A 23,790-nucleotide genomic window follows, 5' to 3' on the forward strand; every position below is an offset into this window, starting at 1 on the left:
ATACAAATAGAGCGAGTGCATGATTAAGAAAACTTCTTAAGGTAGGTAGTTTTCATGAGACGATCTATTGCATATCGCCAGATATTTCATCAATGTTTCAATGCAACATGCATTTTTACAAATGCAACATCAAGCATAAACTTTGCTAACAGATTGAAAACAATCAATCGCCCTATTCTATTGAAATATCAAGCAATTATATTGCTTTACTCTGTTGGCATTTTACTTGCTAAGAACATTTATCACAGAAGTAAGTTTAATCGCCAGAGTACTTTTTTGCCTGAAAATAAGTATTTAACTCATTCAATCATCATCAGCTAGTTCACAGGGGGAAAGTTTATGAGCCTCGGTCTAACCGCTCTAGAATTAGCGCGAATACAATTTGCTTTCACAGTATCCTTCCATATTATTTTTCCAGCCACATCCATCGGACTTGCCTGCTTTTTGGCAGTTTTAGAATGGAAATGGTTAAGAACACAAAACCCTATTTATAAAGATCTATTTAAATACTGGATTAAGATCTTTGCCGTTGCGTTTGGTATGGGAGTTGTTTCCGGTGTCGTAATGAGCTACCAGTTTGGTACCAACTGGAGTGAATTTTCACGAGTCGCCGGAAGTATTACTGGTCCTTTACTTACCTATGAAGTGTTAAGTGCCTTCTTCTTAGAAGCAGGTTTCTTAGGCATTATGTTGTTTGGCTGGGGACGTGTTGGTCCTAGAGCCCATTTCTTTGCGACGCTTATGGTTGCTATCGGAACATGTATTTCCATGTTCTGGATTTTATCTTCCAATAGCTGGATGCAAACCCCACAAGGTTTTGCCATCGAAAATGGCATTATTGTGCCAAAAGACTGGCTAGCTATCGTTTTTAACCCATCGTTCCCTTACCGCTTTGCCCATATGGGTGCTGCTGCCTTCTTGGTTTCATCTTTATTGGTCGTAGGAACATCTGCATGGCATTTAGTAAAAGGCCGTCGCGATGAATTGGTAAAAAAATCATTCTCGATGGGTCTTTGGATGGTACTTGTGACTTCATGTTTACAAGTGGTGATTGGTGATAACCATGGTTTAAACACTCGTGAACATCAACCTGCCAAACTTGCCGCAATGGAAGGTCACTGGGAAACCAATCATAACGAACCAATGCCATTACTGTTATTTGCTATTCCAGATATGAAAGAAGAACGTAACCACTTTGAAGTGGGGGTTCCATATTTGGGTAGCTTAATTTTGACTCACAGTTTAGATGGTCAAGTCACTGGTTTAAAAGATTTCGCACCTGAAGATCGTCCAAACTCGACCATTATTTTCTGGAGCTTCCGTGTGATGGTTGGCCTTGGTGTCCTTATGGTTACCTTATCACTGATTGCCCTTTGGCTGCGTAAAAGCGGAAAACTTTATGAAACATCATGGTTCCACAAATTTGCTTTACTAATGGGCCCAGCAGGTTATGTTGCATTACTTGCAGGCTGGGTAACCACTGAAGTAGGCCGTCAACCTTGGGTCGTATATGGCATTATGCGAACCAAAGATGGCTTATCTCATACGGTGTCGGCAGATCAAGTCGGCCTCAGTCTCTTTATTTTTGTAGTGGTGTATACCATCGTTTTTGGTAGCGGTATTTACTACACCTTAAAACTCATTAATAAAGGCCCATCATTTATCGATACACCAAATATCGAATCTGGTGGTGTTGGACACTTTAAAACACCAATGCGCCCACTCAGTGCAGTTGATGAAAATATTGACAGCAACCAAAAATCTGGGGAGAACCGTCATGATTGATCTTTCTTTAATATGGGTCGGTATTATCGGTTTAGGTGTCATGATTTATGTCGTCATGGATGGTTTTGACTTAGGAATCGGGATCATGTTCCCCTTCATTAAGAACAGCCAAGAACGTGATGTGATGATGAATACCGTCGCCCCTGTCTGGGATGGTAACGAAACGTGGATGGTACTCGGAGGTGCTGGTCTATATGCAGCATTTCCACTGGTCTATTCAACAGTTTTATCAGCACTCTATCTACCTATTATTTTCATGGTGATTGCCCTTATTTTCCGTGGCGTTGCTTTTGAATTCCGTTTTAAAGCTCATCGCACCAAACACCTTTGGGACTTGGCTTTTATTTGGGGTTCAGTGTTAACCAGCTTCCTCCAAGGAATTATTCTGGGTGCTTATATTCAAGGGATCAAAACCGAAAATGGTATTTATGCTGGTGGGTCTCTTGATTGGTTATCTCCATTTACGATCTTTACAGGTATTGGCGTAGTTGCCATGTATGCCACTTTGGGTTGTGGCTGGCTCATCTTAAAAACCGAAAAAGGCTTACAGCAACGTATGTATGAGCTTATGCCTAAGCTAATTATTGCACTGCTCATTATTTTTGGCGCTGTAAGTTTATATACGCCTTTGACTCACCCTGAAATTGCAGATCGCTGGTTCTCTTTACCAAATCTGTTCTATTTTAGTCCTGTACCTATTTTGGTCTTATTGTTTGTTGGCCTAATTTTATCGGCATGTAAAAAGCAGAATCACGACCTCAAACCATTTGCATATACATTGGCTCTCGTTTTCCTTGCATTTACTGGTTTTGTGATTAGTTTATGGCCTTATATTATTCCACCATCAGTCACCATCTGGCAGGCTGCAGCACCACATTCAAGCCAAATGTTTGCTTTGGTTGGTGCTCTTATTTTGATTCCAATCATTATTGCTTACACCATTGTGTCTTATTGGGTATTTAGAGACAAAGTCCGTGTAGGTGATGAAGGCTATCATTAAGTATGGAGGGTTTTATGAAAAAGTCATCCGTTAAACTCAACCAAACCCAATGGTTTATTCTGCTATGGCTTGGTGGTTTTTTTGCCCTAGCTGTGATTGCGGGATTGTTTAAAGTGATATTGATTTATGCAGCCCCTTACTTAAAGTAAATCTATCGTTCTAAACAAATGCCGTTTGTAGATTCTACAAACGGCATTTATTATTGATTCAGTGCATCTTTTTTTATTTCGTGCAGCTCATACATGTATAAATCAGAACAACTCGCCCATAGCATTCGCCAACTCATTGAGAGCGGTACTTTAAATGCACATGAAAAATTACCTTCGTTAAGAGATCAGGTACAACGTTCTGGTTTTAGCTTAATGACTGTGATGAATGCTTATCAAGAACTTGAATCCCAAGGTCTGATCTATTCAAAAGAAAAATCGGGATATTTTGTTGCGGAGCAAATTGCACTTAAACCACTGGAACAATATTCGGTCGTTTCGCTCAATTCTAAAATTGAAATTAATTCCTTAGTTTTTAAATATCTTAAGTCAATTCAACATGAATCTGTTGTACCTTTTGGGTCAGCTTTTCCAGACAGTCAGCTTTTAGCTGCTCCCAAACTTATTCAAATTATGGGGCAACTTGCGCGTCAAAGACAAAGCTATGATCAAACAGCAAGTCTACCTCCCGGTAATTTAGCGTTAAGGAAACTGATTGCTCAGCGCTATTGTATGCAAGGGATACAAACTGACCCAGATGACATTGTCATTACATCCGGAGGTTTGGACGCGCTTAATCTTTCATTACAAGCAGTCGCTAAACCAGGCGACTATATTCTATTGCAACAAACCGTATTTTACGGCGCTTGGCAAGCTGCCGAGCGTTTAGGGCTTAAAGTGATTACCATTCCTGAACATCCTCAGCATGGTTTTGACTTAGAAGCTTTTGAACAAGTTATTCAAACATATCCTATCAAGGTATGTTGGCTCATGCTGAATGCCCAGAACCCGATTGGTTTTACTGTTAGTGATGACATTAAATATAAAATTGCCAAATTGCTTCATGAACACCAAATTTATTTGATTGAAGATGATGTCTATGAAGAGCTTTTTTATGGCGGCCAAAAACCACTTTCAATGAAGTATTTTGACCAACAAAATCTGGTGCTTCACTGCTCGTCTTTTTCTAAAACATTAGGTGCAGGTTTTCGGGTTGGTTGGGTCTATGCGGGTAAATTTTCAGACCATATTCAACACTTGCAGCTTATGAGTACCATTTCAGTAAATGCACTTATTCAAAATGCATTGGTTGAATTTTTGTCACATCATCATTATGAAAAGCACTTGCGTACACTTAGACTTTCACTTGAGCGTTATAAAAAGCAGTTTTATCACTATTTAAAGCAGCATTTACCGAGCTCTTGCGAAGTGTATTACTACCCAAGTGGCTATTTTCTATGGGTCAAACTTCCTAGTACGCTAGACAGTATGCAAGTTTATGAAGAATTGATTCAGCAAGATATTGGCGTTGCGCCAAGCCCACTGTTTAGTGTTTTACCCGCACAGCAGCATTATTTGCGAATCAATTGCTCTTTTGAATGGAACACTAAAATTCAAAGTGCATTAGATCAGGTGATTAAAACCATTCAACAAAGAGTTGAGACCATTTCATAAGGAGATACAGCCTCTTAAAATCAAGGCCCAAGCCATATCATTCCTAACGCGGTTTATTCAACATCCATTCCAAGTTTTGGCGAACCGCAGGCCACTCATGTTTCAAAATGCTGTAAACGTGAGTGTCCCGTAAAATATCATCTTTTACAATTTGATGGCTTCTGAGTACACCGTCTAACTTTGCACCCAAGCGTACAATCGCGGCTTGACTTTGAACATTTAAAGAAGATGTGCGTAACTCAACCGCAATACAGTTTAAAGTCTCAAATGCGTGAGCCAGCAATAGCTTTTTACACTCAGTATTTACAAGCGTACGCTGTGCAGACTTGCGGTACCACGTCGAACCAATTTCTACACGGCGATGGGCTTCTTCAATATGCATTAAAGTTGTCATGCCCAACGCCCACCCCGTTTTTCGATCTTCAATATAAAATGGCAGCATAGAGCCGGATTTTTGTAAACCGAGACGTCTTTCAATTTCAGCAGCCATTTGTTCAGGTCTAGGCACACGGGTATACCAAAGATTATAGAGTTCCCCATCACAAACAGCCTCTGCCAGTGAGTCAACTTGAGCTAAGTTTAAAGGCTTTAAAATAACGTGTTCACCTACCAACTCAACAGGTGTAATCCAAGACATCTTTATCTCCTCAATTGATATTAAGCTTTTATATTTTCAAAATTATTTATTTAACTCAGCCACACTGTACATGGCATTCGCTATAGTTTGATGACCAGCTTTCGATAGGCCATCTGCCGCGCCTAAAATGTCTCGGCGTTCTTTGTTTTGCCCGAGTTTTGATTTTCCTTGCAGCTTGGTAATTTCAATCTCAATACCTACAATGGCTTTTAACATCGGTTCAAGATAATCCTTTGGTGCATCGGACATTTTCCATGGTTCAAGTTGAGAAGCTTCATGGGTGCGGGTTAAGCGAGCCACTACACCACGAACATAGCGTTCATCATCTCGAATCGTCACTTTGCCATATGCATGCACAACCCTATAGTTCCACGTCGGTACTTGTCTGTGCTGTTCATGTTTAGATGGATACCAGTTTGGTGAAATATAAGCATCTCCTGCTTGAAAAACGACCAACACCTCATCTCCATTTTTAATGTCCTGCCAAACAGAATTATTTCGTGACACATGGGCATGTAGCATGCCAAATTTCCCTTCATTTTCCTGCAACTCGAATGGAAGATGATTTGCATCTAAGTCATTACTTCCATGCGTAAAAAGCACACCAAACGGATATTCGGTAATAAGAGAATGCAATACATCCAAACGGTTTTCTGCAAAATCATCAAGGATATACATGGCTAAAAACCTCGCTGTAAATCTCAGGGTTATTTATATTTGGTGTTGTAAATTTTCTGGTTTCTGTGGTTTATTAAAAAGAACCACTTTGTATTTTTTTAAGTAGACCAGAATTATGGCAAGAATGGCAAAAGTTGTTGAACTTCCGTCGATTGCAAAGATTAATAAAAGCCAAGGAAAAATAAGTGCTCAACTGACCCAAGCTTTGCGTGAAGCTGTACAAAGTGGTGATTTACAGCCCGGCGATCCGTTGCCTTCTTCACGAGAACTGGCTCAAACACTTGGAGTCGCTCGCGGAACGATTATCGAAGCTTACGATCAGCTTTTAGCTGAAGGCGTTTTTGACTCTCAAGCACGAACAGGCACCTATGTGTCTCATGCTTTAACTAAAAAAACTACGCCGCAACATTCTCAAAAAGAAACCACACCTAGCGCAATCTCTTTGACGAAGTCAGCACGTTCTTATGCCCAAGTGCTTAAAGAGTTTAAACCACTTCCTCACGCCCCTTTTGCAGTGTCTGTTCCCATTGCCCGCACCCAACCGAGTGATATTTGGCGTAAGTTTGGTAATAAATTTAGATCTCGAGGTGCAGGTGCTCCTTCGGGTTATGGCGAACCTCAAGGCGTGTTATCACTCAGAGTTGCTATAGCCGACTATGTCCGTCGATCCCGCTCTGTACACTGCGAACCTGAACAAATTGTGATTACACCCGGCATTCAGCAATCACTTTATATTTGCAGTCAGATTTTATTTGAAGCAAAAGATGAAGTTTGGATTGAAGATCCTGCTTATCGGGGTACAACAGCCATTTTTGAACATGCTGTACAAAACATTCGCATGGTGCGTGTTCCTGTCGATGAAGAAGGTATTCAGGTTGAAACCGGAATTAAGCTTTCTAAACATGCACGTGCTGCTTTTGTAACACCCTCTCACCAATATCCACTGGGTATGCCGATGAGTCTAGCAAGACGCACGGCATTATTAGCTTGGGCAAAACAGCAAAATGCATGGATCATTGAAGATGATTATGACAGTGAACTTCGTTACAACGGTCAGCCCTTCCCATCTTTACAAGGCATGGCACCTGACCAAGTGATTTATCTTGGGACTTTCAGCAAAGTCTTATTTCCATCGCTTAGGCTTGGCTATGCAGTGTTGCCTAAAGAACTGGTAGCTCCTTTTTGTGGGCTCAGAGTATTAATTGATAGACACCCGCCTGCTGCCGACCAACACGTTTTGGCTGCTTTTATTCAAGAGGGTTATTTAGAACGGCATATTCGACGTACTCGAAATGTCTATGCAGAAGTTCGAGAATACATTATTGATCTGATTGAAAAATACATACCTCAAGAACTGGCTTGGTTACAGCCGGGCGATCAAGGCATGCATATGGTGTTATGGCTTGCTCAACATATTAATGATATTGACGTTGCAAGCTCGGCAGTCGATGCAGGTATTGCCATCAAAGCAATTTCGCCGACATTTTCAAAAGAGCGGCAACGTTCGGGTTTAATTGTCGGCTTAGGTGATTTTGAACCCGAACTGATGCAACAAGCTATCAAAAAATTATCAAAGATTATTCAACAGCACGCCAAATCAATGTAGGTAAACCTTACAACAGCAACCATAGATGAATCGCAAATGGTCCAATCAGCACCATTAAAATACCAGCAATAACCATGGTTAAACTGGCAATCACCCCTTCTTCACTATTTCTTTGCTGTGCTCTGACTGTACCAAAACCATGCGCTGCGTTACCCAAGGCGGCACCATTTGCCACATTAGAACGGATTTTAGTAATTGCCAAAATTGCATCGCCACAAATCATACCGACCAAACCGGTAATAACAGTAAATAGAGAAACCAATGCTGCCGAACCGTGAATATCTTCCGCTAAAATCATGGCAAATGGTGTTGAAATAGAACGGGCCATCAAACTATTGGTGACTTCAGGGCTAAAGTGGAACCACTGCGCCATTTTATAGGCAGTCATCACACCTACACTCATCCCCACAATAATCGCAATCGAAAGGACCCCAAGGTTTTTACGTATCGTTTCCCGATAACGATAAATCGGTACAGCAAACGCAACCGTTGCTGGTCCTAATAAATTAACAATCCACTGCGTATCTTCTGCATAAGTTTGATATGAAATTCCAAAAATCGTCATCAAAATGATGGTAAGTACAGGCACACTAATTGCGGGTGATAACCAAAGTTTTGGATGTTTTTGATAGATTCGCTTTGCCACAACATAAGCGACCAAAGTCCAGATGAGACAAAGAATTGACCAGATATTCATGTCATTATGCTCTTTAGATATGCTTATGTTGAAGACGTTTTCTAGCCTGTAAGTAAGCCTTCAAACGATTGTAATAATGAATAGTCAGTGAAGTGCTTAACATGACTAAAATGGTTCCAACCGCAATGCTTAAGACGATTTGCCATCCTTCGGTCATAAACAGGGTTTTATACTGGACAACGGCAACGACTACAGGCACAAAAAACAGTAATAGCTCACCTAAAACCACGGTTGCTCCCATTGCCACCTGATCCATTTTGATAATTTTAAAGAACAGGCATAAAAGCAATAAAAACATACCTAAAATACCTGCCGAGACAGGTACACCGAGTTTTTGGTGTAAGAGATATCCAATCCACCAAAATCCAGCCAAAATGAGAATTTGTTTAACTAACACGAACAGTGATGGTTGTGTGGGTGTTCCAGAAGCAGATTCAGTACTCATTTTTCGAAATTAAATGGTTAACTACACTATTATGCTATCTTGGTTAAATCTGCTAAATATGAATTATTCATGTTAATATTATTCCAAAATTGAATAATTTATTCTTTATTATGCTTTCTCTAAAATCATTACAGTGCTTCGTTACACTAGTAAAAACTAAAAGCTTTACACGTACTGCTGAAGAGTTGTATCTGACTCAACCCACTATTAGTAAAATATTACAGCAGCTTGAAGAGCAACTTCAGGTACAGCTTTTGGTTAAACCCGATCATGGCCGTAAAAGACAAATCGAGTTAACTGAAATTGGAGAGCGCATTTATCAACATGCGATCGAGCTTCTTCAGGTAGAACAGAACATCTTTCTTGAAATTGAAAACTATCAACAATTAAAAACTGGGACTTTAAAACTTGGCGTTCCGCCTTTAGGCTCGCAGCTCTTAACGACTGCCCTGTTTGATTATCATCAGCAATTACCAGATATTGAATTGGCTTTTATGGAGGTTGGTTCACGCGGTATTGAGCAAGCTTTACTTAACAATGAACTAGACGTTGGCGTTTTATTGCAGCCTTTTGATACGCAAATTTTCAATAGCATTGAGCTATGTAACTACCCTTTAATGGTACTTTTACGTCGTGATGCGACTTGGGCAACACGCAAAAAAATAAATTTAGAAGAGCTACAACACCAATCATTTTTAATGTTTCCTGAAAATTTCTCTTTAAACAGTATTATTCTCGATGCCTGTAAGCAGCATGGTTTCTACCCAACCATTGCTTGCCGGACCAGCCAATGGCACCTTTTGGCAGACATGGTGTTACAACGTATGGGAATCGCCCTTCTTCCTCAATATTATACCGACATGCTTGACCCTAGTTTATTTGCAGCGGTACCACTCGAAAAACCAAATATTCAGTGGCACTTAGTGATGGCTTGGAAAAAGAATCTTCCTGTCTCACCAGCAGTACAGGCATGGCTGAACATTGTTCGTCAACATTTTCAGCATATTAAACCCTAACGTTGAACACTGAAATGGCTTAATTCAAAAACCGATAAAGCTTTTCCACAAAAAAGCTACCCAATCTTGGCTTAGCTCACTTAGACTAGATCCGATTGTTTTATGACATGGACAATAACAATGAATAATGAACATTTTAAGCTGTACACAGATTCACAATTTCTAAGCCCCTATGCGTTTACAGTTTTTGTAGGGCTACATGAAAAACAAATTCCATTTGAAATAGCGACCATCAACTTAGGCCAGCAAGGCCAGTTTGAAAAATCTTATGTAGCAAAGTCACTAACTGCCAAAGTGCCTGTACTTGAGCACAATGATTTTGCCTTATCAGAATCATCTGCCATTTTGGAATATCTTGAAGAGCTTTATCCAAACACATCTATTTATCCAAAAGATATTCAAGCACGCGCAAGAGCAAGACAAATTCAGGCATGGCTCCGATCAGACTTAGTTTCACTAAGAACTGAACGACCAACCGATGTTATTTTTATTCAGCCCAAGTCCACTCCACTTTCAGAAGAAGGCAAAAAAGCTGCGGAGAAACTTTTCTTTGTTGCAGAAAAACTTCTTGCGTCTGATGCCGAATTTCTTTTTGGTTCATGGAGCATTGTGGATGCTGAACTTGCCCTGATGTTGCAACGCCTTATTCAAAATGGTGATGCTGTACCAGAACGTTTAAAAAACTATGCATTACAGCAATGGCAACGTCCGACCGTACAAAAATGGCTTGCCTTGCGACATAAATAAATCCTTATATTTACACCAAACACGAGATAAAAAATGAGTGATTCAAACTATATTCCTCCACAAGTTTGGCAATGGACTGGAGAAAAAACCGATTTAAACCAACCTACTTCAGGTGCGCGTTACGAGCATACACTTCCCGTCGGTAAACATCCGCTCCAGCTCTACTCTTTAGCAACGCCTAATGGCCAAAAAGTCACTATTTTGCTAGAAGAACTTTTAGCATTAGGACATCAAGATGCTGAATATGATGCATGGCTGATTAAAATCGGTGAAGGTCAGCAATTTGGCAGTGGCTTTGTAGAAATTAATCCAAACTCTAAAATTCCAGCATTGGTTGACCATAGCCAAAACCCGCCATTAAGAGTATTTGAATCTGGCTCAATTTTGCTTTACTTGGCTGAAAAGTTTAAAGCTTTCATTCCAACTGATATTGCTGCACGTACTGAATGCCTTAATTGGTTATTCTGGCAAATGGGCAGCGCACCTTACCTAGGTGGCGGTTTTGGGCATTTTTATGCTTATGCACCCGTTAAAGTTGAATATGCAATTAACCGCTTTGCCTTGGAAACAAAACGCTTACTTGATGTATTAGAGCAGCATCTAGCAAAGCATGAATATTTGGCTGGTTCTGAATATAGCATCGCCGATATTGCGGCGTTCCCTTGGTATGGCGGTCTTGTTAAAAACTGGGTGTATAACGGCGCGGAGTTTTTAGGTGTCGATCAATATAAAAATGTTCAACGTTGGGCAGATACGATTTTAGCGCGCCCTGCGGTTCAACGTGGTCGTATGGTAAATCGTACTTTTGGTGATTTAGCTACGCAGTTGCATGAACGCCATGATGCGAGTGATTTTGAGACCAAGACTCAAGATAAATTGCAGAATCAGTCTTAAAAATATCATTCAGTTTTTAACTTACCCGTAAGATATTTCATTTTTGCGGGTATTCAAAATTGGCAAAATAACTCGCATATAACTCACTCAGCCAAGCGACAAAAACCCGTACGCGTGGTGAGAGCTGCCGATGCTGCGGATATAAAGCAGAAACTGACATCTTCGGGATTTCCCACTCAGATAAAACCTCAACCAGTTGTCCGTCTTTTAACTCATTCGCTACATGATAGCGCGGGACCTGAATTAAACCTGCCCCACGTAAAGCAGATAATACATAGTTTTCAGCATCATTTACCGCGATCCAGCTTTTCAAAAAATAATCTTGTTTCTTGCCATTCACAATTAATTCAAATGGATAATTTCGCCCGCCTGATGTCGAAAAGAAATTAACACAATAATGTGATAACAAATCCTCTGGTTGCTGTGGTGTTCCATGTTTATTTAGATAGTCAGGACTTGCACAAATGACTTGTGGCATATCGACCAAATGTCTAGCAATTAAACTTGAATCATCCAAACGTCCCGCTCTCACCACACAGTCTATCCCTTCCCGAATCAGATCAACCAAACGATCACCCGTACTAATTACAAGTTCAATGTCGGGATATAACTCGTGAAATTGGTCGATATTGGGTAAAACAATTTTAGTCGCATGTGCACCTGATAAATCAACACGTAATAAACCACGGGGCTGAGCAATTACATTACGTAAGGACGATTCGGCATCATCGAGTTCCGATAATATTTGTGTACAACGCTCATAAAATGCCTGTCCATCTAGTGATGGTCTTACATGCCGAGTCGTCCGCTCTAGCAAACGACACCGTAAATTATTCTCTAACTCTTTAATGGCGTTACTTGCTGTAGCGCGTGGGATATTTAGCTGATCGGCTGCCTGACTAAAACTACCCAGCTCTACGATGCGGGTAAAAAGTTGCAAGGTATCAAATTTATCCATAGTGCTCTCTTTTTTACCCTATCTATTATTAATAAATATGGAATTATCTTATCCAATTATCAAGATTTATCCCATATTTCTATATTATTAAAATAAGCCATACCTACTCAAACAGGCAATCTAAAAATGAATATTTCAAAAAAGACAGCTCTGGTTACTGGCGCATCACGTGGTATTGGTCGTGCTATTGCTGAACGCTTAGCTCAAGATGGTTTTTATGTGATTGTTAACTATTCGGGCAATAAGGTTCATGCCCAAGCCACTGTAAATCATATTATTGAGCAAGGTGGTCAAGCCTCAGCTATTCAAGCGGACGTTGCAAATGAACATGAAGTGAGTCGTTTATTTCAAGAAGCTAAAGCCATTAACGGTCAATTAGATGTGGTAGTTCATAGTGCCGGCATTATGCCTATGGCAAAAATTACACCTGAAGGTCTGCCAGATTTCGATAAAGTAATTCATACCAATTTACGTGGCGCTTTTTTAATTTTGGCGCATGCAGCCGAAACGGTGCCAGATGGTGGTCGGATTATTACGCTTTCAACCAGTGTAATTGCCAAATCTTTTCCGGCCTATGGTCCTTATATTGCTTCAAAAGCAGGGGTAGAAGGTTTGGTCCATGTGTTAGCAAATGAGTTACGCGGCCGAAATATTACTGTAAACGCAGTTGCGCCCGGCCCGACAGGAACTGACCTTTTTTATAATGGAAAAACTGATGAGCAAGTGGCAGCAATTGCAAAACTCGCTCCCTTGGAAAGAATCGGAACACCTGAAGAAATTGCCAGTGTAGTTGCCATGCTAGCTGGCCCAGATGGACGTTGGATAAATTCACAAGTCGTTCGAGTAAATGGTGGATTTGCTTAATTTCTGTATTTTAGAAAGTCTAAGTTTGAAATATATAAAATATATTTCAAACTTATCAAGTGAATGTGATGAGAAAGTATCAAGTCTAATTAAATAAATCCCATATCAATCTCAATGCAATCCCAATCAATAAAACTCCCATCACCCTCTCAAAATAAACTCCGAACTCTAAAAATCGTTTACGTACAATAGGCTGTGCAAACAGTACACTCACTACCATAAACCAGATGGCATTGACCATACACATCCAAACCCCATAAAAGACCTGAACTTTCATTGGTGTGGTCGTACTTACAATCGTTGTAAAAATTGCCAGAAAAAAGATAGTGGCTTTGGGGTTTAACGCATTGGTGAGAAAACCCATTGTAAACGCTTTAAATAAACTCGGCGTGTCACTGTCTGCTTGACCATTAATATCAATATTGGTATTCGGCTGGCTACGTAAACACTGCCACCCTAAATACACCAAGTAAGCTGCCCCCGCTGTTCTGATCAGAGACAAGAGCCATTCACTTTGCTGAATCAAAAAGCCAATACCAACAAGTGTATAAAACACATGGACTGAAATCCCGACACCAATACCAATCGCGGTTAGACATCCAATCAAATAGCCATAACGTACACTTTGTCTTACCGTAATCACAAAATCTGGTCCCGGTAAAATCACGGCCATAAAGTGAATAAGAGCTAGCGTTAAAAACTCATGTCCATACAACTGCCACATAATAATTTAGTTTCCTGAAAATCATCTAAAAGATTGTATTGCGATTTTTTAGACGCGATAATCCAATCAAAATCCAAATAACTTTTGCCTCATGAGCACAAATCAAAGTCTGGTTCTGTTAAATGAAATGGCGACTTTCGTTAAGGTTGTCGAATCGGAAAGTTTTTCTGAAACTGCAAGGCAGCTTGGTACAACGCCTTCTGCTGTCAGCCGCGCGATTTCTCGATTAGAACGTGCTTTAGGCACCCGCTTACTCTATCGAACTACGCGGAAACTTCGTTTAAGTGAAAGCGGACAACAGGTTTATCAACGTTGTTTAGATATGGTAAATGCTGCCCAAGCAGTCATGGAAAGTTCAGGTCAATTTCATGTCGAGCCAGAAGGTATTATTCGTATGAGTGTTCCGAAAGCTGTGGGGCATTTTATGATTCATCCGCATTTACCCGAATTTTTAGAACGCTACCCAAAAATTGATATTCAAATGCTTTTAGAAGATCGCTATGTCGACCTGATTGATGATGGAATTGATCTAGCACTTCGAATTACAGAGCAACCACCGGGTGGGCTGATGGGTCGAAAGCTGATTGATATTGATCACTTGGTTTGTGCCACACCTGAATATTTAGCAAAGCATGGCATACCAACCCATCCTCATGATTTAAAGCAGCATGAATGTATTTACTTGGGCGAACAAGCCAGTGACTCAAAATGGAAATTTCAGCAAGGAAATAAATCGATAAGTGTGGCTGTGCGTGGGCGTTATGCAGCAAACCATACGGGTGTGCGCTTGAGTGCTGCATTACAGCATTTAGGTATCGCGAGCTTGCCATACTTCGTTGCCCATCATGCTCTACAACAAGGAACCTTAGTGCAGGTTTTGCCAGACTGGTATTTTAAAACCTATTACAGTGGAGGGCTGTGGTTACTTTACCCACCGACACGGCATGTCCCGCCTAAATTGAGTGTGTTGATTCAATATTTGGCAGATAAATTAGCAGCAGAGCCGACTTTATTTAAGTTAAAGTAATATAAAGCCAAGGAATTAGCACGATGAAATTCTATCTTTGAATCTCTTAAGTAAGTAGCTAATTAAGTTTTAAAAATTCGATCTGTCAATCAAAAACCTTCAAATCAGTTGAATACAACTGCTTAAAACATATTCACTAAAACAAAGATGAATAACAAAACCAATAAAAAAATCGGACACCAAGGCCCGATTTTTATTAAATGATTTTTAATCTATTGCTTATTTTCTAAGTACATCACCAATACTTGGGTCTTTATCAAAAACCGATTTAGCATATGGGCAAAGCGGAATTACTTTTACGTCTTTTTCACGAACAAAAGCCACCAAAGCATCAAGTAATTGGCGACCTACGCCTTGTCCACGATAATTTTCATTTACATCTGTAGCATCAATAATTAGCATGCTTTCGCCTGCCCATGTATAAGTCATTTCGCCTGCAACGGTTTCACCATCAAGTAAGCTAAAGCTGCCGTGTTTTGTATCATCTTTTTGTTGAATATTCACAATGAATTCCTCGTATTAAGACTCATATTTATTTAGAAATGACTTTGTATAATCTTTATCTATAAGAACAAATTTAACTGTAAAAAAATAGCCTGTTTTTAGCAGCGAGTCTGTATGCTTTTTAAATACAATCGCCAGTTAAATTAGTGAAACTCTTGTACCAGACTATTAATATGTGCCACGGCAGCAGTTCGGTTTTCAACACAAAGTTTTTCAAAAACATGCTCTAAATGCTTGTTTACCGTCCGTGGACTCAGCTCCAAGATTTCTGCAATATCTTTATTGGTTTTTCCTAACAACAACCAGTGCATGACTTCTGCCTCACGTTGAGTCAACTGTGGGCAATATTTCAAAATATCAGCCATTTCCAAAGCTGGTGTAGAAGTTTTTATCTGGATAAGATAATTTTTAGCCACACTTGGCTCACTCTCCCACGGCGTGAGCAATAAAAGCTGTAATTGCTGAGATGGTGTTGAATAAGAACAGCTGGTTAATTTTTTGGGGTCTTTTTCATGCTCTAAGTCTGAAAACCAAGCTTTTAAGCCTGCTTCAAAACCCTCTAATTCAGGTAAGTATTGATTCAGTAAATCGCTGGCTTTTTGAGTTTTCCACACAATTTTACCGTGAACATCTAGCGCGAGAATGGCTGTTTCCGTTGCATCAATCACCTGTTTTTGTTGTTGCAATAGTTTGGCATGTGCCAAATGTGTTTTTACCCTTGCTAATACTTCTTCAATATTTAGAGGCTTGGTTACATAGTCCACTCCACCGACCTGAAAACCACGCACGATATGTTCTGTCTCAGACAAACCTGTCATAAAAATGACGGGAATAAACTGCGTAATTGGGCTCGCTTTAAGCTGTATACAACTTTCAAAACCATCCATATGTGGCATATTGCCATCAAGTAAAATCATATCCGGTAAGCATCGGTGTGCAATTTCAATAGCACTTAATCCATCCGTTGTAACAAGCACGCGATAACCTGCATGATCCAGACTTTCATGTAACAAGCCCAGATTTTCCGGCACATCATCCACAATCAGAATAACAGCCTGCTCGTTTGGCGAAGCTTGCTGAAAAGAAACATGTTGCGTACTCATTGCTTATCCTGAATCAATCGTTGCGCGTGTTTTAAATCAAACTTTCGAATAGCCTGTTCAAGCTGTTCCCATAATTCGTTATGCTCCGGAAAATTTTGCCGGCATTGCATTAAAGTCTGTTGAATTCCTCGAATATAGCCCTGCCCAATTAAATCATTTAATTGTTGCAAGCTTTGCGGTAAATCAAGCAGGTCTTTATTTTCAGGTTGTGTAATTGATGTATGAACAGCAGCTTGCTCCTGCTTAAACACCTTTACATCAAGTGCTTGAACTTCATCATTTTCAAGGAATGTCTCTGATTTGGAATCAATCCAAACTAAGCCTAACTTGTCTCCAATTTTACTCAACAACAAATTCAGGTCGATTGGTTTTAGCATAAAGTCTTCACTTAAGACTGCATCTTGTGGATTGACTTCGCGCTCGCCTGCATTGGCGGAAATAATTAAGATCGGCACATTGGTAATATTATTCTGACGTAATAATCGTGCTGTTTCCCACCCGCCCATCAAAGGCATATTTAAATCCATCAAAATCAGATTAGGTTGGAAAATAGGTACTCGTCTTAAACAGTCAATCCCCGACTCGGCTTCTTCAATTATAAACCCTAATGGTTTTAGAAAATTAGCAACTAAACCTCGGTCCACCGCTTCATTATCGACAACCAAAATTCGTTTTCGCTCGCCTTGATAACCTGTGATTTGGTTGGAGTAAACATTAGAAATTGGATGAACCACTTCTTTTGAAGGTAAGTAAAACTTAATCTTAAACTGAGAACCCTGATTGAGCTGACTAGCCACCGATAACTGCCCGCCGAGTAAATCGACTAATAATTTTACAATTGGTAGTCCGAGTCCTGTTCCGGTAAATCCGCCTTGCACGACATTGCTGCCCCGTTCAAACGGGTTAAAAATTCGTTCTAAATCTGCCTCGGCAATGCCGCAGCCCGTATCTCTAATTTCAAAATAAGCTGTTTGGAAACGATACTCAACTTTCAAAGTAATTGTGCCACTCATCGTAAATTTTAAAGCATTGCCCAGCAAATTGATGAGCACTTGCTCTAAGCGTTTTTTATCGGTACGGACATAGTGCGGTAGGTTCTCTCCAATTTCATAAACAAACTGCAAATTCTTCTGTTCAAACTGTGGCTGAAACATTTGAATAATCTGTTCTATAAAATTAGGGAAATGAACATCCACCACATTTAAAGAAATTTTGCCTGTTTCAATGCGTGCTAAATCTAGTAAACCGTCAATCAGTGAAGTTAAATGCTGCCCACTACGGCTAATCACCCCGAGCGCCATTTTGCCTTGTTCTGAAAGCTGCTCTTGTTTCTGAAGTAATTGGCTATAGCCCAAAATACTATTTAGAGGCGTTCGTAGTTCGTGGCTAATGCCAATGACATAACGGCTTTTTGCATCATTTGCCCGTTCTGCTGAAATTCTGGCATCTTGTAAGTCTTTTGAAGTGACTTCATGGGCAGCAATTTCATCAATCAATAATGCTGTTTGCTGGTGTGTCTCAATTTCGGCATTACGACGGCTTTCATCGTTTAGCACTAACCACCATGCAGCAACACTCATTAATAAAAATAAAATGGTGTAAATTTTCACAAACAGCGTAAATAGTTGAGGAACGGCTGCTGCATCAATGGTTTCTAAATAGGTTTTTTCTTGGATATAAACCAGACTCAAACTTACTGCCAAAACGATCGACAGCCCTAAAGTCAGTAATAAATACAAACTGACCCGACTATTTAAACGGCTGGCCCATCGTTCTGGTAAATAGTGCCAAATGGCTTTTTTGAGTTGTACTGACCAACGTGCATCAGGTTTACATAAGTCATGACAGCGTGCTTCAAGTGAACAGCATAAAGAGCAAATCGTACCGTTATATGCTGGACAGCCAGCCATATCAGCAAGTTCATAGTCCCTTTCACATACCACACAGTTAGCAACCGAAGTCGCCTGAATTTTTTCAGGTTGGCGTGCAATGTAATATTTGCCTTTGGTTAAGTAAGCAATAACAGGCACACATAACACCGCACTCCCCAAAGCAATAAAACTCGCCAATCCTTTTGCCATGAGTCCGAAAAAGCCCAAATAACTGAACATCGATAACACTGAGGCAATCAGTAAAGCACCCACACCTACGGGGTTAATGTCATATAAATAAGCACGGCGAAATTCAATTCCCTTTGGGCTTAAACCTAAAGGTTTACAGATAATTAAATCGGCAACAACGGCACCAATCCATGCCAAAGCGATATTGCTATATAGCCCCAAAATGCGTTCAACCGCATGGCTAATGCCCATTTCCATCAAAACAATGGCAATAAAAACGTTAAAAAGAAGCCAGACAATTCGCCCCGGATGGCTATGAGTTAAGCGGGCAAAAAAGTTGGACCATGCCAATGAGCCAGCATAGGCATTGGTCATATTAATTTTAATTTGCGCCAAGCAAACCAGTGCTAGAGTCAATATTAACGCTAGCTGAGGGTTTGGAATAAATTGTTGATAGGCAACCCAATACAGATAAGTCGGATTGTCTAGTTCAGAGACAGGAATAAATAGCTGAAAAGCCAACACCATCAGCAGCATGCCCATCAAAACTTTTAGAAAACCGAAAATAATCCAAGATGGACCACCTAAAAAAACGGCAAAACGCCATGCAGTTCTGTTCTTTTCTTTTTGCGGTAAGAAACGTAAATAATCGGCCTGCTCACCAATTTGGATCACAAATGAAAAAATAAGAGTGCACGCTGCACCAAAGTAATACAGATTAAAATCGGTCGAGTTTGAAACCGCACCAACAAAATGCAGGCTACTACTTAAAATTTGTGGCTGCTTCCAAAGTACAAAAAACCATGGTAATAACAGCAATAAAAGCCAGATTGGTTGTGTGATTGCCTGAACTTTATTAATAAAACCAATACCTTTGACCACTAAAGGTAAGATCACTAAGGCAGAAATTAAGTAACCAATAACTTGCGGAATACCTAAAGCCAGCTCAAGTGCCATCGCCATAATGGCAGCTTCAAAGGCAAGCAAAATAAAGGTAAAGCTGGCATAAATCAGAGATGTAATGGTCGAGCCAATATAGCCAAAACCTGCACCACGAGTAAGCAAATCAACATCTACATTATATTTTGCAGCGTAGTAACTAATCGGCCAACTGGTTAAAAATATGATGGTACATACAACAATTGCTGCCCAGACTGCATTGCTAAAGCCATACTGCCAAAGCATGGTCGCCCCAATGGCTTCCATCGCCAAAAAGCTAACGGTCGAAATTGCGGTATTGGTCACCGTCCAAGGTGACCATTTTCTTACTGAGGTAGGTGCATAGCGAAGCGCATAATCTTCGATACTTTCATCTGCCACCCAAATATTATATTCACGGCGTGTTTTGATCACACGTTGTGGCGCTTGTTGGGGGCGTGAAGAATCTGGCATAACACTCATGTTTGGCATGTGGCTGCATTAAACCCAGCAATCCTTATGCCAAAAGTCATTTATCATGGCGATTTTTTGTTATACGCACATATACGCAAAATAACGTATTTTCAATTTTTCCCAAAAATCACACACTCAAATCCATCAAAAAACAATGATCAATATTTGTGTTGATTGACCGAAAATGATTGGGAGGTTGATGTTATGAGTGTATCTGAACATCCAAATCTGGACACTGTGCAAGGTACAGATTCACAAAAAGCAGTGAATGAAACCTTAGAAGATTATACTTTACGTTATGCTCCACACAGCTTTCGGCGCTGGAGTCCCAAAGTTGTCGCTATTACTGCACTTGGTGGTATTGCCTATCTTGCTGACTTTTCTATTGGTGCCAGTATTGGTATGTCTTACGGAACAACTAATGCTGTTTTCTCCATTTTATTTGCAGCGATTATTATCTTCTTAACTGGCATTCCTTTAGCCTACTACGCAGCGCGCTATAACATCGACCTTGACTTGATTACCCGCGGCGCTGGTTTCGGTTACATCGGTTCGGTTCTTACCAGTATCATTTTCGCCAGTTTCACATTTATTTTCTTTGCCCTTGAAGGTTCAATCATGGCGCAAGGGTTATTGCTTGGTTTAGGCATTCCGCTTTGGGCTGGCTATCTCATCTCAACCATTATGGTGATTCCATTGGTAATTTACGGTATGAAAGCTTTAAGTAAATTACAAGTTTGGACTACCCCACTTTGGCTTATTCTGATGATTGGTCCTGTGGCCTACCTGATTTATCAAGAACCTACTTTAGTCAGCCAATTTGCTACTTTTACAGGTAAAGAAGGTTTTGCAACCGTAGACATGGCTGCAATCATGTTAGGTGCTGGTATTTGTTTATCGTTAATCATGCAAATTGGTGAGCAAATTGACTACTTACGTTTCATGCCTGCAAAAACAAAAGAAAATAGCAAAGCATGGTGGGCAGCCGTTATTTCAGCGGGTCCGGGTTGGGTGATTTTAGGGGCAATTAAACAAATTATTGGGGCATTTTTAGGATTCTATTTACTCACTAAAATACCGGGCGTAAACAGCACTGAACCTGTTCAACAGTTTAATGCAGCGTTTCATGACATGCTTCCGGGCTGGGCAGCTTTAACACTTGCAGTGATTTTGGTGGTTATTTCTCAAATTAAAATTAATGTGACCAATGCTTACTCTGGTTCCCTTGCATGGACAAGTGCCTACACTCGTATTAGCAAACATTATCCTGGTCGTATTGTCTTTGTGATGGTGAACTTAGCAATTGCGCTTGCTTTGATGGAAGGCAATATGTTTGCGGTACTAGGTAAAATCTTAGGGTTCTATTCAAACTTTGCAATTGCTTGGGTGGTAGTTGTTGCAACAGACATTTCAATCAACAAATATGTTTTAAAACTTTCACCTAAAGAACCTGAATATCGCCGTGACATGCTCTACAACGTAAACCCTGTCGGTATGGTTGCATTCCTTGTATCAGCAGGCTTATCAATTGCAGCATTCTTCGGTTTACTTGGTAGCTTCTTGGCGCCTTACTCACCGCTTATCGCACTTGTACTTGCTTTTGTCTTAACTCCAATCATGGGTTTATTAACCAAAGGAAAATACTACATCAAGTCACATGATGACGGTATTAAAGAACCACGTTACGATGCTGAAGGTACACCTGTAGCAACGGTTTACCACTGCCGCGTATGTGAGCAAGGTTATGAGCGTCCAGATATTATGTTCTCTCACAAACATAACGGCACGATCTGTTCTTTGTGTAAAACACTCGACGCTTAAATATTCTTAAAACTAAAAAAGAAGCTTTAAAGCTTCTTTTTTTATATCTGATGATTCTTAGCCAATCGGAAATAAACGTTCAGGTACTACATCTTTCATCACAATGGTTGAGATGAGTCGCTGCACACTTGGAATAGCTGATAATTTTTCATCGTACAAACGCTGAAAAGCCGGTAAATCTTTAGCCACCACATGCAACAAGTAATCTGGCTCACCAAACAAACGCTGAGCCTGAATAATTTGCGGGATGTCTATCACAGCATTTTCAAACTTCTCGACGGCCTGTTTATCACCTTCTTTAAGCGTAATAAAAACAATCGCTGAAAATTCAAAACCGACTAAATTCGGATCGAGCTCTGCCCGATAGCCTTTAATAGCTCCCGACTCCTCTAAAGCCTTCACTCGTCTGTGACAAGGTGAAATGCTCAAACCGACTTTTTCTGCCAATTCGGTGATAGATAATCGGCCATTTAATTGCAATTCAGCAAGAATCTTTTTATCTGTGCGATCCATTTAGAAAAATTTACCCCAAATGAGTGTGATATGAGCAAACATTTAAAAGCACATTCTAAATACATGAGCATATTATTTTCAACAAGCTCGAATAAATAGGGATTTTTTCTAAACCACGAGCGAAACCTTTGGAAAATAGTTTGCCGAGATAAGCATATGGCTTTTAACATTTTTATTGCATTTTGGAGTGTCTCCATTCTTTTTATTATTACGCCAGGGGCAGACTGGGCCTATGCCATTTCGGCAGGCATTAAAGGCAAAGTCGTTGTACCAGCTGTTGCAGGTATGCTATTTGGGCACTTTATTACGATTTTATTGGTAGCGGCTGGTGTTGGGCTGCTTGTAGCAAATAATCCAACTGCACTCATGATCCTAACAATTGCAGGTTCTGCTTATTTGTTATGGATGGGAATAAACTTATTACTTACCCCTCCTACTCCAAATCAGTCTGGTTCTGAAAAGGCTCAGTCATGGTTGAGCTGGGCAACCAAAGGCGTTTATGTGAGTGGCTTAAACCCGAAAGTTTTTTTGCTGTTTTTAGCGCTGCTTCCTCAATTTATTGATACTACTGCTTCATGGTCAGTGACAACACAAATTCTTGCCTTTGGTATTGTACACATGATTAGCTGCGCGATAATTTATTTAATGGTGGGTTATGGTTCAGAGGCTATTTTGAAAACCAGACCACAAGCAGCTCAGTTAGTCGGCCGTTTTTCAGGTGGTTTGATGGTTGTTATCGCAACGTGCTTATTGATTGGGCAAATTTAAAAAAACATTTAGCAAAAAGTTACTGGCCTCCATTTCAGGTCAGTAACTTGAATAGTAAAATATAAGAAAAATTTATCTCATTCGTTTGAGGTTATAAGTCACCACTCCCCAAATAACCAGTTCTTGCCCCTCTTCAATATAAATATTCTGATAATCAGAGTTTTCTGCTTTTAGCCAAACTTTAGGCGGCTTAAATTGACTATCAATCATTAAGCGCTTCACAGTGAAATCATTGTCGATGAGCGCAATCACAATATCACCCGATTTAGCAGGAATACTACGGTCCACAATAAGCGGATCATTAATATCAATTCCAGCATCTAGCATGGATAAAGAATTGGCTTTGACAATAAAGGTGGCATTTTCATTTCTAATTAAATATTCATTTAAATCGAGTGCTTGCTCAATATCATCTTGCGCAGGCGAAGGAAAACCTGCAGCCACACGTTCTGTTGCTAAAGGAATCTGATAAATTTTATCGTTGTTTGGATGCACCTGCTGTATTTTTAGTTTTGAGGTGAAATCTTTCTGGTTATCGGTTTTGACATTATTCAGTAACCAATTTTTGATAAATTTGACTTGAGATTCAGGAACACGAATCACTTTAGTGGGTTCATTAAACTGTGCTTTACGACCAGCATTTTCCCGTGCACCGCCATGCTCGAATTCTTTTTTCTTTGGCATACCGCCTCCATCTCACCGTTCAAATCCTACACAAACAATGTAACTTGAAAAAGTTACACTTTCAAGTTGACGAAATATTTTTTTTGCATAACAATAAATCTCATGATCAGATTTTAATCCATTTTACTTTTAACAGGGATGCTAAAACGAAAATGGCAATTTGAAGAGAATCAAAACCCATTGTGAAATAGTCCTTATTACTGACT

The 23,790-nt window shown here is 40.0% G+C and carries 23 protein-coding genes; 12 read left to right on the top strand and 11 right to left on the bottom strand.

The features are described from left to right. The first annotated feature begins 339 nt into the window (after positions 1-339). The 4 genes from NE363_RS10945 to NE363_RS10960 all read left to right on the top strand — a co-directional run bounded on the left by NE363_RS10945 (position 340) and on the right by NE363_RS10960 (position 4,446). Entirely contained in the window at positions 340-1,785 is a 1,446-nt protein-coding gene (locus NE363_RS10945; protein WP_019458892.1) for a cytochrome ubiquinol oxidase subunit I, read from the top strand. After that, complete coding sequence (gene cydB, locus NE363_RS10950) at positions 1,778-2,785, top strand: cytochrome d ubiquinol oxidase subunit II (protein WP_019458891.1); 1,008 nt, start codon at positions 1,778-1,780, stop codon at positions 2,783-2,785. Before NE363_RS10945 ends, cydB begins: the two co-directional genes overlap by 8 nt. A 14-nt stretch (positions 2,786-2,799) precedes the next feature. Continuing rightward, a complete protein-coding gene (locus NE363_RS10955) occupies positions 2,800-2,934 on the top strand; it encodes a hypothetical protein (protein ID WP_023274259.1) in 135 nt (44 codons plus the stop codon). Positions 2,935-3,027: 93 nt separating this feature from the next. Further along, positions 3,028-4,446 carry an aminotransferase-like domain-containing protein gene (locus NE363_RS10960; protein WP_445535029.1) on the top strand — a complete coding sequence of 473 codons (1,419 nt, stop codon included), beginning with the start codon at positions 3,028-3,030 and terminating at the stop codon, positions 4,444-4,446. Positions 4,447-4,489: 43 nt separating this feature from the next. Here the strand turns inward: NE363_RS10960 and NE363_RS10965 are convergent, their stop codons facing one another. Both NE363_RS10965 and NE363_RS10970 read right to left on the bottom strand, forming a co-directional pair. Further along, positions 4,490-5,083, bottom strand: a complete 594-nt coding sequence (locus NE363_RS10965) for a GNAT family N-acetyltransferase (RefSeq protein WP_445535030.1) — start codon at positions 5,081-5,083, stop codon at positions 4,490-4,492. 42 nt (positions 5,084-5,125) lie between these two features. Further along, entirely contained in the window at positions 5,126-5,761 is a 636-nt protein-coding gene (locus NE363_RS10970) for an FMN-binding negative transcriptional regulator (protein ID WP_445535031.1), read from the bottom strand. Between the two features lie 115 nt (positions 5,762-5,876). On the opposite strand from NE363_RS10970, the gene pdxR reads away from it, so the two are divergent. After that, positions 5,877-7,367: a MocR-like pyridoxine biosynthesis transcription factor PdxR gene (gene pdxR / locus NE363_RS10975; protein ID WP_445535032.1), complete on the top strand. Its 1,491-nt coding sequence runs from the start codon at positions 5,877-5,879 to the stop codon at positions 7,365-7,367. A gap of 7 nt (positions 7,368-7,374) precedes the next feature. On the opposite strand, the gene NE363_RS10980 is transcribed toward pdxR, so the two are convergent. Together NE363_RS10980 and NE363_RS10985 are read right to left on the bottom strand one after the other, a co-directional pair. Beyond that, on the bottom strand, positions 7,375-8,064 hold the full coding sequence (locus NE363_RS10980; protein WP_163048978.1) for an LrgB family protein: 690 nt from the start codon (positions 8,062-8,064) through the stop codon (positions 7,375-7,377). 13 nt (positions 8,065-8,077) lie between these two features. Then, on the bottom strand, positions 8,078-8,509 hold the full coding sequence (locus NE363_RS10985) for a CidA/LrgA family protein (RefSeq protein WP_000102771.1): 432 nt from the start codon (positions 8,507-8,509) through the stop codon (positions 8,078-8,080). Between the two features lie 110 nt (positions 8,510-8,619). On the opposite strand from NE363_RS10985, the gene NE363_RS10990 reads away from it, so the two are divergent. The 3 genes from NE363_RS10990 (at position 8,620) to yghU (ending at position 11,166) form a co-directional block, all read left to right on the top strand. Further along, complete coding sequence (locus NE363_RS10990; RefSeq protein ID WP_445535033.1) at positions 8,620-9,525, top strand: LysR family transcriptional regulator; 906 nt, start codon at positions 8,620-8,622, stop codon at positions 9,523-9,525. Positions 9,526-9,645: 120 nt separating this feature from the next. Beyond that, positions 9,646-10,272 (top strand): glutathione transferase, encoded by a 627-nt coding sequence (gene yfcF / locus NE363_RS10995; RefSeq protein ID WP_445535034.1) that lies wholly within the window; start codon positions 9,646-9,648, stop codon positions 10,270-10,272. A 33-nt stretch (positions 10,273-10,305) separates the two neighbouring features. Beyond that, entirely contained in the window at positions 10,306-11,166 is an 861-nt protein-coding gene (yghU, locus tag NE363_RS11000) for a glutathione-dependent disulfide-bond oxidoreductase (protein WP_445535035.1), read from the top strand. Positions 11,167-11,203: 37 nt separating this feature from the next. Here yghU and NE363_RS11005 read toward each other — a convergent pair whose 3' ends face one another. Continuing rightward, positions 11,204-12,124, bottom strand: a complete 921-nt coding sequence (locus NE363_RS11005; RefSeq protein ID WP_445535036.1) for a LysR substrate-binding domain-containing protein — start codon at positions 12,122-12,124, stop codon at positions 11,204-11,206. Positions 12,125-12,250: 126 nt separating this feature from the next. Here NE363_RS11005 and NE363_RS11010 point away from each other — a divergent pair, with 126 nt between their 5' ends. After that, positions 12,251-12,988 carry an SDR family oxidoreductase gene (locus tag NE363_RS11010; protein WP_445535037.1) on the top strand — a complete coding sequence of 246 codons (738 nt, stop codon included), beginning with the start codon at positions 12,251-12,253 and terminating at the stop codon, positions 12,986-12,988. Between the two features lie 85 nt (positions 12,989-13,073). Here the strand turns inward: NE363_RS11010 and NE363_RS11015 are convergent, their stop codons facing one another. After that, positions 13,074-13,712: a LysE family translocator gene (locus NE363_RS11015; RefSeq protein WP_445535038.1), complete on the bottom strand. Its 639-nt coding sequence runs from the start codon at positions 13,710-13,712 to the stop codon at positions 13,074-13,076. Positions 13,713-13,803: 91 nt separating this feature from the next. Here NE363_RS11015 and NE363_RS11020 point away from each other — a divergent pair, with 91 nt between their 5' ends. Beyond that, on the top strand, positions 13,804-14,739 hold the full coding sequence (locus tag NE363_RS11020; protein ID WP_445535039.1) for a LysR family transcriptional regulator: 936 nt from the start codon (positions 13,804-13,806) through the stop codon (positions 14,737-14,739). A gap of 219 nt (positions 14,740-14,958) precedes the next feature. Here NE363_RS11020 and NE363_RS11025 read toward each other — a convergent pair whose 3' ends face one another. From NE363_RS11025 to NE363_RS11035, 3 genes are all read right to left on the bottom strand, one after another. Continuing rightward, entirely contained in the window at positions 14,959-15,243 is a 285-nt protein-coding gene (locus NE363_RS11025) for a GNAT family N-acetyltransferase (RefSeq protein ID WP_001025680.1), read from the bottom strand. 143 nt (positions 15,244-15,386) lie between these two features. Beyond that, the gene (locus tag NE363_RS11030; protein ID WP_445535040.1) at positions 15,387-16,346 is read right to left on the bottom strand and encodes a response regulator; all 960 of its coding nucleotides are present in this window, start codon (positions 16,344-16,346) and stop codon (positions 15,387-15,389) included. After that, a complete protein-coding gene (locus NE363_RS11035; RefSeq protein WP_445536383.1) occupies positions 16,343-19,807 on the bottom strand; it encodes a hybrid sensor histidine kinase/response regulator in 3,465 nt (1,154 codons plus the stop codon). The genes NE363_RS11030 and NE363_RS11035 overlap by 4 nt, the downstream gene beginning before the upstream one ends. 195 nt (positions 19,808-20,002) lie before the next feature. Here NE363_RS11035 and NE363_RS11040 point away from each other — a divergent pair, with 195 nt between their 5' ends. Beyond that, positions 20,003-21,619 (top strand): purine-cytosine permease family protein, encoded by a 1,617-nt coding sequence (locus NE363_RS11040; RefSeq protein ID WP_004702319.1) that lies wholly within the window; start codon positions 20,003-20,005, stop codon positions 21,617-21,619. A 57-nt stretch (positions 21,620-21,676) separates the two neighbouring features. Here NE363_RS11040 and NE363_RS11045 read toward each other — a convergent pair whose 3' ends face one another. Beyond that, positions 21,677-22,132, bottom strand: a complete 456-nt coding sequence (locus NE363_RS11045; protein ID WP_000376211.1) for an Lrp/AsnC family transcriptional regulator — start codon at positions 22,130-22,132, stop codon at positions 21,677-21,679. 156 nt (positions 22,133-22,288) lie between these two features. Between NE363_RS11045 and NE363_RS11050 the strand changes: the two genes are divergently transcribed. Next, positions 22,289-22,900 (top strand): LysE family translocator, encoded by a 612-nt coding sequence (locus NE363_RS11050; protein WP_445535041.1) that lies wholly within the window; start codon positions 22,289-22,291, stop codon positions 22,898-22,900. Between the two features lie 72 nt (positions 22,901-22,972). Here the strand turns inward: NE363_RS11050 and NE363_RS11055 are convergent, their stop codons facing one another. Further along, positions 22,973-23,584: a LexA family protein gene (locus NE363_RS11055; RefSeq protein WP_445535042.1), complete on the bottom strand. Its 612-nt coding sequence runs from the start codon at positions 23,582-23,584 to the stop codon at positions 22,973-22,975. Positions 23,585-23,790: the final 206 nt, after the last annotated feature.

The organism is Acinetobacter sp. G18 (genome assembly GCF_052660225.1).